The sequence below is a fragment of the uncultured Maribacter sp. genome, from assembly GCF_947500405.1.
Lineage (GTDB): Bacteria > Bacteroidota > Bacteroidia > Flavobacteriales > Flavobacteriaceae > Maribacter_B.
The window spans coordinates 162486-180589 of the sequence record NZ_CANMRY010000002.1; the positions used below are offsets into that span (position 1 = coordinate 162486).

Consider the following 18104-nt stretch of genomic DNA (forward strand, 5'->3'; position numbering starts at 1 on the left):
TTATTCTATTATTCTTAAATATAAGTTAGATGCTATTTGGTCGGATATTCGAATATCTATATCTCTAATTTTTATGTGTAATGAGCCATCAAACTCTTCTTTGTCTACAACAAAAATAGAATCTCCTAAAGCTATTTTATTTTTATCTAAAAACTTTAAAAAAGGTGGCGAAGAGTCTTTTACTCCTATGCATATACCTTCTTTCCCAATTGGCACTTCATTTAATAATCGTTTAATAGATTTTTTAAACTCGCCACTTTTAGATGGTATTGGGTCACCATGCGGGTCAATTTGCGGAAATCCTAAATGCTTATCTAGCATATCAATAAGCTTTTCACTTTTTATATGTTCTAATTGTTCTGCAACTTCGTGAACCTCATCCCAAGAAAATTCTAATTTCTCTACCAAAAAAACCTCCCAAAGTCTGTGCTTTCTAACAATTGACAATGCCACTTTTAAACCATATTCAGAAAGCGTAACACCTTGGTATTTTTTATAATTTACAAGCCCTTTTTCAGACAATTTTTTAATCATATCACTAACAGAAGATGGCTTGGTCTCCATTTTTTCTGCAATAGCATTTGTAGAAACCGTTCCTTGTTCTCCTTTACCTAAATGATATATAATTTTAATATAGTCTTCTTCTGAGAGCGTCATTAAATTTTTACTTTTAACAAAAATACATTTTTATTACTAAAAACAAATTTTTAGATTTGACTAAAATTTTTTTTGCATCAATAAAAATATTAATGAATATACTATACAAATCTCTACTAATTAGCTTTCTAGTTTTATGCAACTGTATTACATTAACAGCTCAAGAAGGAAAAATAAATGGTGTTGTTTCTGAAAACAATATACCTATACCCTTTGCCAATGTTCTATTAAAAGGAACTATTAAAGGAACATCAACAGATGATAAAGGTGCTTTTGCATTACAAAACCTAAGCGCTGGAGATTATACATTATTGGTTTCTGTGCTTGGTTACCAACCTTATGCTAAGAAAATATCGCTTAAAGAAAAAGAAACTAAAACGGTAGTTATAAATTTAATAGCTTCTTCTGAAGAACTAGAAGAAACCGTTGTTACAGGAACCCTAAAAGCTGTAAATAGATTAGAAAGCCCTGTTCCTGTAGAAGTTTATAGCCCTACTTTTTTAAAAAAGAACCCTACCGCAAATATTTTTGAAGCTTTACAAAATGTAAATGGTGTTCGGCCGCAAATAAACTGTAGCGTTTGTAATACTGGAGACATACATATTAATGGTTTAGAAGGCCCTTATACTCTAGTTTTAATAGATGGTATGCCAATAGTTAGCGGATTAGGAACTGTATACGGACTTTCTGGAATACCAAATTCTCTTATAGAACAAATAGAAATTGTAAAAGGCCCTGCTTCTAGTTTATATGGTAGCGAAGCCGTTGGTGGGCTAATAAACATAATTACAAAAAGTACAGAAGATGCTCCTATATTTTTTGTTGATGCTTTTGCCACAGGTTGGGAAGAGTATAGTTTAGATTTAGGCACAAAACTAAGTGTTGGTAAAAAGACAGATGCGCTAATAGGAATTAACTACTTTAATTATGATAACCCAATAGATAATAACAACGATAATTTTACCGATTTAACCATACAAGAGCGAATATCTGTTTTTCAAAAATGGAATTTTAAGCGTAAAGAAAATAGAATACTTTCTTTTGCTGGAAGATTTTTTTATGAAGATCGCTGGGGAGGAGAATTGCAATGGACTCCAAAATTTAGAGGCGGGACAGATATTTATGGCGAAAGCATAAAAACCAAAAGATGGGAAGTATTAGGTAAATACCAATTACCAATAAAAGAGAAAGTACTATTTTCTTTTTCTTATAATGATCACCACCAAGATTCTTTTTATGGAGATACACCTTATTTAGCAGACCAACGTATTGGTTTTACACAACTTACATGGGATAAAACCAAAGGGAAACACGATTTACTTTTTGGAACAGCATTACGATATAATTACTATGATGATAATACATCTGCTACGGAAACTACTAACGGAAATAACCCTGATGAAATAGTTATTCCTAGCCTTTTTATTCAAGACGAAATAAAATTTAATAAAAAACACTCTTTACTATTGGGTGCTAGGTATGATTATGATAACAGACATGGTTCTATTTTTACACCAAGAGCCGCTTATAAATGGAAAGTTACTACCAATGGTATTATAAGGTTAAATGCCGGTACGGGATTTAGAGTTGTAAATCTATTTACAGAAGACCATGCTGCATTAACTGGATCAAGAGAAGTAATAATTGCTAATGAATTAAAACCAGAACAGTCTTACAATGCAAACCTTAACTACTTGCAAAAATTCTACGGGACTAACGGTACTTTTGCTACGCTAGATGCTTCACTTTTTTATACCCATTTTAGTAATGTAATTCTACCAGATTATGATACAAACCCTAATCAAATTATATATGATAATTTAGACGGAAAATCAGTATCTAAAGGAGTTAGTGTAAATTTAGACGTTACATTTCCTAACCAATTAAAAGTTTCTTTAGGTGCTACAATTATGGATGTTAGTAATACAGAAGATGGGATAACAGAAAGACAAATACTAACTGAAGGTTATTCTGGAACATGGGGAATAACGTATACCATTGCCCCTTGGAATTTAACTATAGATTATACAGGTAACCTATATGGTCCAATGCGTTTGCCATTATTAGGAGCGCTAGACCCAAGAAGTGAGTACTCACCAGTTTGGAGTATACAAAACATACAATTTACATATAAGGGAATAAAAAACGTAGAGCTTTATGCAGGAGTTAAAAACCTTTTAGATTGGACGCCCAACCGTGGAAATCCTTTTATTATTGCAAGAGCTAATGACCCGTTTGATAAAGAGGTAACTTTTGATGCCAACGGAGATGCTATTGCTACAGCAAACAACCCTAACGCTTTAACTTTTGACCCAACGTATGTTTATGGCCCCAACCAAGGTATTAGAGGTTTTTTTGGGATACGTTATCGTTTAGATTAAAGTAAAATTAGTAGTAAGGTTGCTTTATTAGTTCGACAAAATTTATATACTTTTATAAATAACAAAACCCTATAAAATGGCTAATTCTCTGCTTTTTATACCCGATATTTCTGGATTTACAGAATTTATACAAACAACGGAAGTAGAACATAGCCAACATGTTATTGCCGAGCTATTAGAAGTTTTAATACAATCTAATACCGAAGATTTGCAACTTGCCGAAGTTGAAGGAGATGCTTTATTTTTTTATAAGGAGGGAGAAGTTCCTTCGCAAGAAAGATTACTCGCGCAAATAGAATCTATGTTTATAGCATTCTACAGCCATTTAAAATTATTAAAAGAGAATAGGATTTGCCCTTGTAATGCTTGTGCAACGGCTCCCAATTTGCAATTAAAAATTATAGCACATTGTGGAGAATTACAATTTATTGAAGTACAAGGAAACCGAAAACCATTTGGAAAGCAGGTTATTGAAGCGCATAGAATGCTTAAAAACTCTGTAGATAGTGATAACTACGTTTTAATAAGTAAATCTTTAGCTTCTGAAATAGGACTTCCTATTTATTATTATAGCAAATTATTTAAATTTAGAGAAGGTATAGATATTTACGACTCTAAAGAGCTTACCTATATCTATGCTATTATTGATTCTGAACTTTTACAACTTAAGCCTTTTAGATCTATAGAAAAGGTTGTTTTACCAAACCCTCCAAATTTAACCTATTCTAAAAATATTGCATTGTCTGCAGAAAAATTATATGAATATATTTCTAATTTTAAATACCGTCACTTATGGGTAAATGGAGTAGATAAATTTGAATACAATGAAAATGAAATTAATAGAGAAGGTACAGAGCATATTTGTGTTATAAAGGAAAAGCATTTAGATTTTACCACTGTAATAAAAGAAGTAAAAAAGGGAGAGTTAATTTATGGAGAATTCACTAAAAGTCCTCCAATAGTAGATACTTACTATCAATTTTACACTATTACACCACTTTCTAAAGAACAATCTAATTTAAAAATAGAAACTTATTGGTTTGTGACATCTCCAATTAAAAAATTTATCATTTTTTTAATTGCCAAAAGAAAAATTAACAAAACCATTATAGATACAATGGAAAATATAGCCAAATTAACATCTATAACTTAATGAACTAAACCTCTCTTTGCATTAAACTTTCTCCAAATTCTCTAAGTACCTCTTTATTTTCTTTAGTGATTTGTAGTTCCTCTAAAACTCTAAATGCCTTTAAAGTATACTCCGATATTTTTTCTTTAGCATTTTCTACAACACCAGTTTCAACAAAAGCCTCTTTAACGGTATCTATTTTATGTTTTGTATCATTTGGATGTATAGAATACAAATCAGTTAATTCTCTTATTTGCTCTTTTGTTCCTAACTCTAAGGCTTTTAAATATAAATATGTTTTTTTATTCTCAATAATATCGCCACCAACTTGTTTTCCAAAAGTTTCTGGATTTCCAAAAGCATCTAAATAATCGTCTTGTAATTGAAAAGCTATACCTAAGTTTCTACCAAAATCATAAATCCTATTTTGGTCTTCTATACTTGCACCTGCAATTATGCCTCCCATTTTCATTGCTGCACCAACTAAAACAGCGGTCTTAAAATCTATCATTTTTAAATACTCAGAGATTGTTACATTATCTCTGGTTTCAAAATCCATATCATATTGTTGGCCTTCACAAACTTCTATGGCTGTCTTTGTAAATAATTGCGCTAAAGCCCTAAAGGTTTCACTTTTATAATTTTCAAAAAGTTGGTATGCATTTATAAGCATTGCATCTCCTGAAAGTATTCCCGTATTTATATCCCACTTTTCATGGACAGACGCTTTTCCCCTTCGTAAAGGAGCATCATCCATAATATCATCATGTACTAAAGAAAAATTATGAAAAACTTCTATTGCCAGTGCAGCATCTAAAGCTTTTTTATAATCTACTCCAAAAATTTCTGCAGTCATTAAAGTTAAAACAGGTCTTAAACGCTTACCTCCTAATTCTAAAATATAGGATATAGGCTCATAAAGATTTACAGGTTCTTTGGTTATAATCTTTTTTTCTAGATAAGAAATAAATTCGGTACGGAAATAATCTACAGAATGCATGCTTGCAATTTTTTTTTCAAAAATACGTCCATTTTATCAAATCTTCTTCAAGATAAATTACAACATCTAAAAAGAAATATCTTTTCTCTTTTTATGATTTATAAAAATAAATGCAATAGTTTTAAAAAACTTCGTCTTTAAAGACAACCAACCTAGGTAATTTGCCAAATAAATAATGCCAAACACGGAGAATGACAAAAATTTAAAGTTGTTTTTTAATAACGAATATGTTTCGTTAAAGGCATATGTACACTCTAAAATTAAGGACACAACAGATCGTGATGCAGAAGATATTATACAAGAAGTAGCTTTAAAACTTTTTTCTAGAACCGATAATTCTTCTCCTATTACTAACATTACAGGTTTTGTTTACCGCGCTATAAAAAATAAAATTATAGATACTATGCGAACCAAAACTAAAAGAATGTCTTTTGAGGAGCAAACTGAATTGAAACTACTAGAATTTTCGGAGCTTTTCTATGAAAATTCCTCTGATATATATTCAGACACTATTAAAATAGAACTAAAAAAAGCAATTAGTAATCTAAAACCCGAATATCAAAGCATTTTAATTGCTGTAGATTTTGAAGGATACAATTATAAAGAAATAGCAAATGAAACAGGAATACCTATAGGAACGCTAATGTCTAGAAGACATAGAGCATTATCCATATTAGCAAAAAAATTAGAAACTAAAAGACATATAAATTAAAAAAATAAATTATGGAACAGTATATAAAACATAAAATTAGAAGTAAAAATATAGGAACAATAATTGGTTGGGTTATTTTTGGAATATTTGCCGCAATAGCCCTTGCCATTCTCTTAGGCTACGGAATAATGTGGCTCTGGAACTGGCTAATGCCAGAACTTTTTGGTCTCGCTACAATTGGGTACTGGCAAGCTATTGGGTTATTTGCACTTTCTAAAATTCTTATAGGTAGTATTGGTTGTGGTAGCAGCTCTAGCTCATCCAGCAGTAAAAAAAATAAGTCTTCTTCGGATAAGGAGGATATGAACTGTAATGACTTTTCTAAATGGAAACAATATGACAAATTCTGGAAAGAAGAAGGAGAAAGTGCTTTTAACTCTTATTTAAACAAAGATTCTGTAGATAAAGAGCAGTCAGAAAAATAATATATGTTAAAAAAACGTAAAACTTTGGAAACTTTTAATGTTTTTAAAGTTTCCTTGACTTATATTTGCCCCTTGTATGAAAGAAAAGATTCTAGAAAAAGCGACTGATATGTTTTTAAACTACGGTTTTAAAAGCGTTACGATGGATGATTTAGCACAGGAAATGGCTATTTCTAAAAAAACTATTTATTCTCATTTTAAAAATAAAACGGACTTAGTAAATGAAATTACTTTATCCTTATTTTGTTCTGTATCGGAAGGGATTGATGCTATATGTGCATTAGAAAAAAATCCTATTGAAGAGCTTTATGAAATAAAGAAGTTTGTTTTACTACACTTAAAAGGAGATAAAACTTCTCCGCAATATCAATTACAAAAATACTATCCCAAAATACATGACTCTATAAAACAAAAGCATTTTGAAGTCATGAATGAGTGTGTAATTGTTAATATAAAAAGAGGCCTAGAAATGGGTATTTATAGAGAAAACCTAAATATAGACTTTATTTCAAGAATATATTTCTCTGGAGTAACAAGTATTAAAGACTTAAATCTTTTTCCATCAAAAAGCTTTAGTCCAGCTAAACTTATGAATGAATATTTAGAATACCATTTAAGAGGTATTGTAACACCAAAAGGAAGAAAAATATTAAATACAATCATCAATTCAAATCAAGATTAAATGCAAGCTAAATTCGTATTATTATTAACCATAGTTCTGTGCAATATAGGACTAGCACAAGAGAAAACATATAGCTTTACGTTAGACGAGGCTGTATCTTTTGCTCTAGAAAACAACTACAGCGCCATAAATGCAAGTAGAGATATTATTGCTGCGCAAAAACAAAAATGGGAAACCATTGCTAGTGGGTTACCACAAATTAATGGTTCTATAAGTTATCAAAACCAACTAAAACAACCTGTATCCTTAATTCCTGGAGAATTTGCTGGTGGTGCTCCTGGCACTTTTGTTCCTATTGTTTTTGGACAAGCGCAAACAGCAACTGCAACCGCCACATTATCACAACAAATTTTTGATGGCTCTTATATAGTTGGCGTTCAAGCTGCTAAAGTCTTTTTAAACTATTCTGCAAACAACAAAGAAAAAAGTAATTTAGATATTCGTAAAGCTACAACAGAAGCTTATGGGAATGTTTTATTAGCACAAGAGAGTGTTGCTATTTTAGAAAAAAATAAAGAAACGCTTGCTAAAACATTGTTCGAAACTACTAAAATATTTGAAAACGGATTAGAAGAAGAAGAAAGTGTAGAGCAGTTACAGATTACATTATCCTCTGTAGACAATCAATTAAAAAATGCGGTACGTCTTAAAGATATTACATTGCAAATGTTAAATTTAGTTATGGGGATTTCTATAGATGCGCCAACCCAATTAGAAGACAGTTTAGATATCTTAACCGAAAATCAAATTAAGTTTGATTTACTAGAAACAGATTTAACGATAGAAAATAATGTAGATTATAAACTTGCTACTAATTTTAATCAGCAACGTTTTTACGAGCACAAGCTTGCAAAAAGTAGAGCTTTACCTAGTCTAAATGCTTTTGTTAATTATGGTACCTCAGCTTTTTCTGATGAGTTTAATTTTTTTAATAGCGAACAAAAATGGTACAATTCTTCTATACTTGGAGTAGATTTAAATATTCCTATTTTTAGTTCCTTAAAAAGAAGCGCAAGCACACAACGCGCTAAAATAGAATTAGAAAAAGCAAAGACCCAACTACAGGAAGCAGAACAACAGATACGCTTACAGTTAGCTAACGCTAAGAGTAATTATTTACTTGCTATAGAAAATTACCAGACTACAAAAGACAACTTAAGTTTAGCAGAGAGAATAGAGAAAAAAAATCAAATAAAATATTTTGAAGGGTTGGCTACTAGTTTTGAGCTTAGACAAGCACAAACACAACTATATAGTACACAACAGGAATATCTACAATCCATGATAGAAGTTATAAATAAAAAAACCGAGTTAGAAATTATTCTTAATACACAATCATAATCAAAAAACATCCAATACTAAATCACATCAAATGAAAAAAATATATTCATTATTAGCAATAACTTTCCTTTTAACTGCATGTGGAGGAGGTAATAAAAAATCTGTTGAAGATATAATAGCAACAGATAATCTAGAAACAATTAGAGAAAAGAAGGTAGAATTAGATGCATCTGTCAAAGAAATGACTGCGCAGCTAAAACAATTAGAAACAAAAATAAAAGAACTAGACCCTCTTGAGAAAATTCCTTTAATAACAACTTTTGCCACAAAAGAAGCTATTTTTACGCATTATGTAGAATTGCAAGGTAGTGTAAACACTAAACAGAATTTGGTAATTTATCCTGAATACTCTGGTATTTTAACTACAGTATATGTTAAAGAAGGGCAACACGTTCGCAAAGGACAAATTTTAGCTAAGATTGATGATGGAGGATTAAGTCAGCAATTAGCACAATTAAAAATTCAGACAGATTTAGCTAAGACTACTTTTGAACGTCAAAAACGTTTATGGGAACAAAAGATTGGAAGCGAAATTCAATATTTACAATCTAAAACTAGTTATGAAACACAGCAACAAGCTGTAAGCCAAATGGAACAACAAGTAAGTAAAACTATTGTTAGAGCTCCATTTACTGGCTCTATTGATGATGTTATTACAGACCAAGGTAGTGTTGTACTCCCTGGACAATCTCCCCTATTTAGAATTGTAAACTTAAAAGACATGTATATTGAAACTGATGTTCCTGAGAGTTATATTTCTAATGTTACCAAAGGTAAAGATGTACTAGTAGAATTCCCTATCCTTGGAGAAACTATGAATGCTAAAGTTCGCCAAGCAGGTAATTTCATTAATCCAGCAAATAGAACTTTTAAGGCAGAGATTGCTATTAGTAATAAGGATAATACCATTAAACCAAATCTTACAGCTAAATTAAAAATTAACGATTACACTAATAACAAAGCTATACTAATACCTCAAAGTATTATTTCTGAAAATGCACAAGGACAGCAATATGTATATACAATATCAGACAAATCTAGTACTACTGCAAAAGCAAAACGTGTTATTATTACGACAGGAAAAACGCAAGGTGATTATATAGAAGTTTTATCTGGCATTAAAAATAATGAGGAAATTATTGACGAAGGTGCTCGTAGTGTAAAAGACGGTCAGGATGTAAAAATTCTTGCAATAGATGCTAACTAATCTTAAAGACTAAAAAGCAATGACAAAAGATAAAAAAAAGAAAAAAGTAGATAAAGATTTTGCTTTATCTTCTTGGGCAATTAACAACCAAACTACTATGTATGTGTTAATTGCATTGATACTCTTTCTTGGAGCCGGAGCATATTTTAGTATGGCCAGAGAAAATTTTCCAGAAATTAAAGAAACTAAAATATACATTAGCTCTGTTTATCCTGGAAATACCGCAGAAGATATAGAAAAGTTAATAACAGACCCGATTGAAGACAAACTAAAAACAGTAAGTAATGTAATTGAAATTACATCAACCTCGCAGGAAGATTATTCTATTGTGGTGGTAGAGTTTGATGAAAATATTTCTGTTGAAGCTGCAAAACAAAAAATAAAAGACGAAGTAGATACAGAAACATCTGGGGAAGATTGGCCTACTTTTAACGGGGCCAAAGTAGAACCAAACATCTTCGATTTAAGTATGTCTGAAGAGGTTGCCATTCTTAACATTAATATTTCTGGAGATTATCCTGTAGATAAACTTAAAGAATATGGAGAATATTTAGAAGATGAAATAGAAAGTTTATCCGAAATTAAGCAAGTAGATATTCGTGGCGCACAGGAAAAAGAAGTAGAAGTTGCCGTAGATATTTACAAGATGATGGCTGCTCAAGTTAGTTTTGATGATATCATTAATACTATTAGTCAGGGAAATATGACTATGTCTGCAGGTAATTTAATTTCTAGTGGACAAAGAAGAACTATTAGAATTATTGGAGAAATTGAAAATCCAATTGAGCTAGAAAATTTTGTAGTAAAATCTGAAAATGACAATCCAATATACTTAAAAGATGTAGCCATAATTACCTTTAAAGATGAAGATAAAACTACATATGCAAGAGAATTTGGACAAGAAGTTGTTATGCTCGATGTTAAAAAGCGCGCAGGAGAAAATATGGTTGCTGCTGCCGATCAAATTAGAGATATTGTAGAAGATGCAATAGAAAATGTTTTTCCACCAAACTTAAAAGTTACTATTGCCAATGACCAATCTTCTAAAACTATTGGTCAAGTAGACGATTTGGTAAACAATATCATATTTGGTATTATTCTAGTTGTAACGGTTTTAATGTTCTTTTTAGGGTTTAAAAACGCATTATTTGTTGGTTTTGCAATACCTATGTCTATGTTCATGTCGCTTATGATATTAGATATGTTAGGGTATACTATGAATACTATGATTCTATTTGGTCTTATTATGGGACTTGGAATGCTTGTAGATAATGGTATTGTGGTTGTAGAAAATGTTTACCGTTTAATGGAGGAAGAGGGCTTAAGCAGACTACAAGCTGCAAAAAAAGGAATTGGTGAAATTGCATTTCCAATTATAATCTCAACAGCTACAACAGTTGCTGCTTTTATACCATTAGGGTTATGGCCAGGAGTTATGGGGCAATTCATGATTTATTTTCCAATAACACTTTCCGTAGTATTAGGTTCTTCATTATTTGTTGCCATTTTCTTTAACTCTGTTATGGTATCGCAGTTTATGACAACCGAAGATAAAGACATGCCATTAAAGCAAATAATAAGAATTTCTGCAATTATGGGTGGTATAGGTATCCTTATATTCCTTATAGGAGGAAGTTACAGAGGCTTAGGAACGTTAATGATTGTTACCGTAATTATGTTATGGGCATATCGTATGTTTTTAAGAGGGTGGGCTAATGGCTTCCAAAATAAAATTCTTCCAAAATGGGAGCGTTCTTATGAAAAACTACTTCGATTTGCACTAAATGGTAAAAAACCCATTGTTATAACTATTGGAACTTTTCTTTTACTTATCATAGCTTTTATGGGGTTTGGGGCATCTGTAGGAAGCCAACGAACAAAAGTAGAATTCTTTCCAGATACCACTGCAAACCAAATAATAGTTTATATTGAATATCCTGAAGGGACCGATATTAAGAAAACAAATGCTATTACTAAAGATATAGAGGAAAGAGTTTATAAAATAATAAATGACCCTTTTTATATTAAAGATGGGTTTAATTTCTTAACAGAAAGTGCTGTTTCTCAAGTTGGTGAAGGAGCCGGAAACCCACAAACAGATGGAGGTTCCGCTGCAGAAATGCCACACCGTGGCAAAATTACTGCCACCATGCGTGAGTATAAATATAGAGACGGAGTAGATAGTAATGAACTTCTTAAAAAAATACAATTAGGGTTAAAAAACATTTATCCAGGTATTGCTATTTCTGTAGAAAAAGATGCTGCTGGTCCGCCAGCAGGATACCCGATAAACCTAGAGCTTGAAGGTGAAGATTATTCTGAGTTAATTGTAACTGCAGAAAAAATGAAAGATTACATTAATTCTAAAAATATTCAAGGTATTGATGAATTAAAGATTGATGTAAATAAGTCCAAACCTTCTATGGAAGTTGTTGTTGACAGAAAAAAGGCAGGAGAACTTGGTGTAAATTCTGGTCAAGTTGGGCAACAATTACGTAACTCTATTTTTGGTTCTAAGGCAGGTATATATAAAAAAGATGGGGAAGATTATGATATTTATGTTCGTTTTAATAAAGAAAACAGGTATAACACAAGTGCTATTTTTAATCAAAAAATAACATTTAGAGATATGGCTTCTGGCCAAATAAAAGAAATTCCTGTTTCTGCAGTAACTAAACATAAAAACAACTCTGGTTTTAGTGCAATTAAACACAGAGATGTAAAACGTGTTGTAACACTTTATTCTGCTCTTGCACCAGGGTACACAGATGCTGGAGCAATAGTATCTCAGATACAAAATGAAATGCTGAGTTTCACAGAAAAACCAGACACTGTAAAAATTGACTATACAGGACAAATAGAAGAGCAAACGAAGCAAATGAACTTCTTAATGGGGGCTTTCTTTACTGGTTTAGCATTAATTTTCTTTATCCTAATTTTTCAATTTAATTCCGTTTCTAAACCAGGAATTATAATGATTGCAATATTCTTAAGTTTAATAGGAGTATTTGGAGGTATCGTAGCTACAGGAAGTTCTTTTGTAATTATGATGACTATGATGGGGATTATATCTTTGGCGGGTATTGTAGTAAATAACGGTGTAGTATTACTAGATTATACACAATTATTAATTGACAGAAAGAAAGTAGAGCATGATCTAGAAGACAATGAATATATAGAAAAAGGAGAACTTTTGGAAGCTATTATTAAAGGTGGTAAAGCACGTCTAAGACCGGTATTACTAACCGCAATTACTACTATTCTAGGGTTAATTCCCTTAGCAACTGGTTTAAACATTAACTTCTTTACATTGTTTAGTGAATTTAATCCTCATATATATGTAGGTGGTGATAATGTTGTGTTTTGGGGACCTCTTGCTTGGACAGTTATATACGGACTCTTTGTTGCAACGTTCTTAACTCTAATTGTAGTTCCTATTCTGTTTTATTTAATAACCAGGTTTAAAATGTGGCTATACAAAAACAGAGCAGCTAAATACACAAAGGAATTACCTAAACACGCTGTTAATCCGTAATAAAAATATTCATAAAATGTATAAGCCCTTACAAGTAATTCTTGTAAGGGCTCTTTTTTAAACACTAATAAAAAAGAGCTTACTTATTAGGATAAAGTAAACTCTTTATATTTTAAGTTATAAGAAGCTCTATTTATTTAAAACAACTGCTTCTGCATTATTCCATTGAATAACATTTGCAATTTGGTTATTAGAATAATCTACTTCACTAAGTCCTTCACCTTTCCAAAAAAACCATTTTCCAGTTTTTACACCATTTTCATATTGCCCCATAGCAATTTTTTTTCCGTTTTCATTGTACATTTTCCATTCCCCATGTAACTTTTTATCTACAAAATAACCAGTTTGAGAAACTTCTCCATTATCGTGGTAAAATGTTGCTTTTACTATTTCTCCTTCTATTTCATAAGAAGGGGTTTTATCTTGTGCGTACATACCAACAGTTGCTATAAGTGCTAAAAAGAAGATTACTTTTTTCATATTTTATATATTTTAATAAACATTATACTAACATTAACGTTACAAATATAGAAATATTTTACACAAAATCAACGAATGCATAACATTTAGTTTACATTAAATTAACATTAAAACAATAAATATCTAATAATCAATGATTTAACTATTCTCGTGCTAATAACATTGGTCGGTATAATTAAATAAAAATCCGTTGTAATAAAACCTACTAAATTGCTGATACTTCTTAAATTTGCCCTCAAAAGTAAAATATCATGTATAGGAGTCATACTTGTGGTGAATTAAGAGAGGAACATATAGAAAATAACATTACCCTATCTGGTTGGGTACATAAAACTAGAGATAAAGGTTTTGTTGTTTGGATAGATTTACGTGATCGCTTTGGAATAACCCAACTTATTTTTGATGAAGAAAGAACTTCCAAAGAACTTCTAGAACAAGCTCGTAGTCTTGGAAGAGAGTTTGTAATTCAGATAAAAGGTACCGTATTAGAAAGAGCTTCTAAAAATGCAAATATCCCAACTGGGAACATAGAAGTATTGGTACAAGAGCTAACTATTCTTAACGAATCCAAAACACCTCCTTTTACTATTGAAAATGACACCGATGGTGGAGAAGATATTCGAATGAAATATCGTTACTTAGATATTAGAAGAAATATAGTAAAGAACAACCTTATATTTAGAAGTAAGGTTTCTATGGAAGTACGCAAGTATCTTTCCGATGGTGGTTTTATAGAAGTAGAAACTCCGTATTTAATTAAATCTACTCCAGAAGGAGCCAGAGATTTTGTGGTTCCTAGTCGTATGAATGAGGGACAATTTTATGCGCTACCACAATCGCCACAAACGTTTAAGCAATTGCTTATGGTTGGTGGCATGGATAAATACTTTCAAATAGTAAAATGTTTTAGAGATGAAGATTTGCGTGCAGATCGCCAGCCAGAATTTACACAGATAGATTGTGAAATGGCATTTGTAGAACAAGAAGATATTTTAAATGCTTTTGAAGGTTTAACAAAACACCTTTTAAAAGAAATAAAAGGTATAGACATTACTTCTTTCCCAAGAATGACATATGACAACGCTATGGCTAAGTATGGTAATGATAAACCAGATATTCGTTTTGGGATGGAGTTTGGAGAATTAAACGCTGTTGCACAACACAAAGAATTTAATGTTTTTAATACTGCAGAGCTAGTAGTTGGTATAGCAATACCAGGTGCAGCAACCTATACTAGAAAAGAAATAGACAAACTTATAGACTGGGTACGCAGACCACAAGTAGGTGCTAAGGGAATGGTTTATGTAAAATGTAATGAAGATGGTACTTTTAAATCTTCTGTAGATAAATTCTATGACCAAGAAGATCTAGCAAACTGGGCAAAAGTTACTGGAGCTAAAGCTGGCGATTTAATTTGTGTACTCTCTGGAGACACCAATGCAACAAGAGCGCAGTTAAGTGCCTTACGTATGGAAATGGCAGAACGTTTAGACCTACGCAAGCCAGAAGAATTTGCTCCATTATGGGTAATAGATTTTCCTTTATTAGAATTAGATGAAGAAACAGGAAACTACCATGCCATGCACCACCCATTTACATCACCAAAACCAGGACAATTAGAATTGTTAGATACCAACCCAGGAGCTGTAAAAGCAAATGCATATGATTTGGTACTTAATGGTAATGAAATTGGCGGAGGCTCTATTCGTATTCATGATAAAGAAACGCAAGCAACTATGTTTAAGCATTTAGGTTTTACTCCTGAAGAGGCAAAAGAACAATTTGGCTTTTTAATGGATGCCTTTCAGTATGGTGCTCCTCCTCATGGTGGTATTGCTTTTGGTTTAGATAGATTAGTTTCTATACTAGGCGGACAAGAAACCATAAGAGACTTTATTGCTTTTCCTAAAAACAATAGCGGACGTGATGTTATGATAGATGCTCCTGCTCCTATTGATGATGAACAATTAAAAGAACTACGATTACAACTAAACTTAGAGTCTTAATAATATAAAATCCTGCTAATTAGCAGGATTTTTTTTAATACTTTTAAGAAAGGATTTTTATAAATGCCAACCCAACAAAAAACACTATTCACAAAACTTCTTAAATGGAGATACAAACATATCTCTGATAAGAATTTTACGCATATATTAAGTATTCTAGTAGGTTTACTTGCGGGTTTAGCATCGGTTACACTAAAAAACCTTACCTATTTTATTAGTTCTTCTCTAGAAACAGGGATAGTTTTTTCAAGCAATCAGTTATACTTTATATTACCTATTTTAGGTTTAACGTTGGTATATCTATATGTAAAATACATCTACAAAGAAAAAATAGAACACGCAGTATCTTCTATTTTATTTGCGCTTTCTAGGAAAAAAAGTCTCATCAAACTTAAAAAAATATATAGTCCACTAATAACTGCACCTCTTACAGTTGGTTTTGGAGGTTCTGTAGGCTTGCTAGGGCCAGCAGTAGCATCTGGTGCAGCTATTAGCTCTAACCTTGGCCGTATATTGCATGTAAATGCTAAAACTCGCTCTTTATTAATTGCATGTGCTTCTGCAGGGGCAATAGCCTCTATATTTCAATCCCCTATTGCAGCCATTATTTTTGCTGTAGAAGTTTTTAGCTTAGATTTTACCATGCTTTCTGTACTTCCATTATTATTAGCATCTATCTCTGGAGTATTAACTTCGTATTTCTTTTTAGGAAATGAGGTATTATTTAAATTCTCCCTAACCGATAACTTTGAAATTAAAGACACCTTATTTTATGTTTTACTAGGTGTAGGTACTGCAATTGCATCTATCTATTTTACAAAAATGTACTTTGGCATTCTTAACCTTTTTAAACCTCTAAAAAGTCCAAAATACCGACTCTTAGTTGGTGGGTTAGCCATTGGTATTATGCTCTATTTTATTCCGCCACTGTATGGAGAAGGTTTTGGTTTTATTAATAATCTTTTAGAAGGTAATCATTTAAAAGCAATAGGAACCACTCCTTTTGATGCTTATAAAAATAATATATGGGTGGTAATTGCGCTACTCTTTGGGCTTACCATTTTTAAGGCAGTAGCAATGACCACTACGTTTGCCGCTGGTGGTTCTGGTGGTATTTTTATTCCAACTATGGTAATGGGTAGTGCTTTAGGTAATGTTGTAGCCAAGGTAATTAACCATCTTGGATTAGGCTTTTCTGTATCAGAAAGTAATTTTACACTAATAGGAATGGCTGGTTTAATTGCGGGGGTTTTACATGCACCACTAACGGCTATTTTCTTAATTGCAGAAATAACAGGGGGTTATGAACTATTTGTTCCACTAATGATAACAGCATCTATATCTTACTTAATAACTAAGAATGCTGTAGACCACTCTATTTATACTAGAGAGCTTGCAGAAAGTGGCAATCTATTAACTCATAATAAAGACAAAACAGTATTAACTTTAATGGAGTTAGATGATGTTATAGAAGATAACTTTAAGGTTATACACCCTGAAATGACACTTGGAGACATGTTACTTAAATCTGTGGCAAAATCTACAAGAAATATTTACCCGGTGGTAGATGATAAAAAAGCGCTAGTTGGTATTGTTTTGCTAGATGATATTCGGGAGTTTATGTTTAATAGAGCTTTGTATAAAACCACAAAAGTAGAAACCTTTATGCACCAAGCTCCAGATTATATTTTTTATGGCGAAGACGACATGCAAAAAGTAATGCAAAAATTTCAAAATAGTGGCGCTTGGAATTTACCTGTTATTAAAAAAGGAAAGTATATGGGCTTTGTTTCTAAATCTAAATTATTAACTGCGTATAGACGTAAATTAATTAACTTTACAGAATAAAAACTATGTTAGTCATTGCAAAAGGAGTATTAGTAATAATTTTTTTAAATCTTTCATGTTTACATTGGTATTGGGCCTTTGGAGGCAAATGGGGCTTAGAATATGTAATACCTACAAAAACTACTATAGAAAAAGCTATTAAGCCAAACCCATTAGCTACTATACTAGTTGCAATTGCATTGCTTTTAATTGCATATATTTATTTACTACTTATATTTAGTATCCATGTAAATATATTTCCAACTTGGGTTATAAAGTATGGAATATGGATTGTTCCTAGTGTTTTTCTTTTAAGAGTTCTTGGAGATTTTAAATATGTTGGGTTATTTAAAAAAATAAAAAAAACAACTTTTGCAATTAACGATACAAAATACTTTATTCCTTTATGCGCAATTATAGCTACTCTTGGGTTTATTATTGCTTTAAATTAAATTATTTTGAAATACATTATAACAATAATTACAATAGCCGCATTTGGTTCTATTGCTTATGGGTTTACTTTAGAGGAAAGTGAAACACAACTTTCTCATAAATATATTGGAGCAGGTACTGCTGCTTTATTTTTACTTGCTATGCCGCTTTTTCTTTACAAAGAGAGTAAAGGGAAAAAAATGAATGATTATATGCTTACCGAGGAAAATGTAAGAAAAATGCAAGGAAAGCCACCCAAAAAGACTGAAAACCAGTAATTTCCAATA

Annotated in this window: 15 protein-coding genes; 12 read left to right on the forward strand and 3 right to left on the reverse strand. The window is 31.6% G+C overall.

From position 1 onward, the window contains the following. A complete protein-coding gene (locus Q0945_RS02885) occupies positions 1 to 657 on the reverse strand; it encodes a metal-dependent transcriptional regulator (RefSeq protein ID WP_299430588.1) in 657 nt (218 codons plus the stop codon). A gap of 92 nt (positions 658 to 749) precedes the next feature. On the opposite strand from Q0945_RS02885, the gene Q0945_RS02890 reads away from it, so the two are divergent. Continuing rightward, the gene (locus Q0945_RS02890) at positions 750 to 3038 is read left to right on the forward strand and encodes a TonB-dependent receptor (RefSeq protein WP_299430590.1); all 2289 of its coding nucleotides are present in this window, start codon (positions 750 to 752) and stop codon (positions 3036 to 3038) included. 76 nt (positions 3039 to 3114) lie between these two features. Beyond that, the gene (locus tag Q0945_RS02895) at positions 3115 to 4191 is read left to right on the forward strand and encodes a DUF2652 domain-containing protein (RefSeq protein ID WP_299430592.1); all 1077 of its coding nucleotides are present in this window, start codon (positions 3115 to 3117) and stop codon (positions 4189 to 4191) included. Positions 4192 to 4195: 4 nt separating this feature from the next. On the opposite strand, the gene Q0945_RS02900 is transcribed toward Q0945_RS02895, so the two are convergent. Further along, the gene (locus tag Q0945_RS02900; RefSeq protein WP_299430595.1) at positions 4196 to 5170 is read right to left on the reverse strand and encodes a polyprenyl synthetase family protein; all 975 of its coding nucleotides are present in this window, start codon (positions 5168 to 5170) and stop codon (positions 4196 to 4198) included. 175 nt (positions 5171 to 5345) lie between these two features. On the opposite strand from Q0945_RS02900, the gene Q0945_RS02905 reads away from it, so the two are divergent. The 6 genes from Q0945_RS02905 to Q0945_RS02930 all read left to right on the forward strand — a co-directional run bounded on the left by Q0945_RS02905 (position 5346) and on the right by Q0945_RS02930 (position 13072). Next, positions 5346 to 5882, forward strand: coding sequence for an RNA polymerase sigma factor (locus tag Q0945_RS02905; RefSeq protein WP_299430596.1), 537 nt, complete (start codon positions 5346 to 5348; stop codon positions 5880 to 5882). A gap of 11 nt (positions 5883 to 5893) precedes the next feature. Beyond that, positions 5894 to 6307, forward strand: coding sequence for a hypothetical protein (locus Q0945_RS02910; protein WP_299430598.1), 414 nt, complete (start codon positions 5894 to 5896; stop codon positions 6305 to 6307). A 76-nt stretch (positions 6308 to 6383) separates the two neighbouring features. Beyond that, entirely contained in the window at positions 6384 to 6989 is a 606-nt protein-coding gene (locus Q0945_RS02915; protein ID WP_299430600.1) for a TetR/AcrR family transcriptional regulator, read from the forward strand. Next, a complete protein-coding gene (locus tag Q0945_RS02920) occupies positions 6990 to 8330 on the forward strand; it encodes a TolC family protein (RefSeq protein ID WP_299430602.1) in 1341 nt (446 codons plus the stop codon). It begins immediately after the preceding gene. 31 nt (positions 8331 to 8361) lie between these two features. Beyond that, positions 8362 to 9537, forward strand: a complete 1176-nt coding sequence (locus tag Q0945_RS02925) for an efflux RND transporter periplasmic adaptor subunit (RefSeq protein ID WP_299430604.1) — start codon at positions 8362 to 8364, stop codon at positions 9535 to 9537. Positions 9538 to 9556: 19 nt separating this feature from the next. Next, the gene (locus Q0945_RS02930; protein ID WP_299430606.1) at positions 9557 to 13072 is read left to right on the forward strand and encodes an efflux RND transporter permease subunit; all 3516 of its coding nucleotides are present in this window, start codon (positions 9557 to 9559) and stop codon (positions 13070 to 13072) included. A gap of 129 nt (positions 13073 to 13201) precedes the next feature. On the opposite strand, the gene Q0945_RS02935 is transcribed toward Q0945_RS02930, so the two are convergent. Next, positions 13202 to 13552 carry a nicotinic acid mononucleotide adenyltransferase gene (locus Q0945_RS02935; protein WP_299430608.1) on the reverse strand — a complete coding sequence of 117 codons (351 nt, stop codon included), beginning with the start codon at positions 13550 to 13552 and terminating at the stop codon, positions 13202 to 13204. Positions 13553 to 13803: 251 nt separating this feature from the next. Here Q0945_RS02935 and aspS point away from each other — a divergent pair, with 251 nt between their 5' ends. The 4 genes from aspS (at position 13804) to Q0945_RS02955 (ending at position 18095) form a co-directional block, all read left to right on the forward strand. Continuing rightward, on the forward strand, positions 13804 to 15558 hold the full coding sequence (gene aspS / locus Q0945_RS02940; protein WP_299430610.1) for an aspartate--tRNA ligase: 1755 nt from the start codon (positions 13804 to 13806) through the stop codon (positions 15556 to 15558). A gap of 63 nt (positions 15559 to 15621) precedes the next feature. Next, complete coding sequence (locus Q0945_RS02945) at positions 15622 to 17406, forward strand: chloride channel protein (RefSeq protein WP_299430612.1); 1785 nt, start codon at positions 15622 to 15624, stop codon at positions 17404 to 17406. Positions 17407 to 17411: 5 nt separating this feature from the next. Further along, positions 17412 to 17837 (forward strand): DUF3995 domain-containing protein, encoded by a 426-nt coding sequence (locus Q0945_RS02950; RefSeq protein WP_299430614.1) that lies wholly within the window; start codon positions 17412 to 17414, stop codon positions 17835 to 17837. 6 nt (positions 17838 to 17843) lie between these two features. Next, positions 17844 to 18095, forward strand: coding sequence for a hypothetical protein (locus Q0945_RS02955; protein WP_299430615.1), 252 nt, complete (start codon positions 17844 to 17846; stop codon positions 18093 to 18095). The last annotated feature ends 9 nt before the right edge of the window (positions 18096 to 18104 follow it).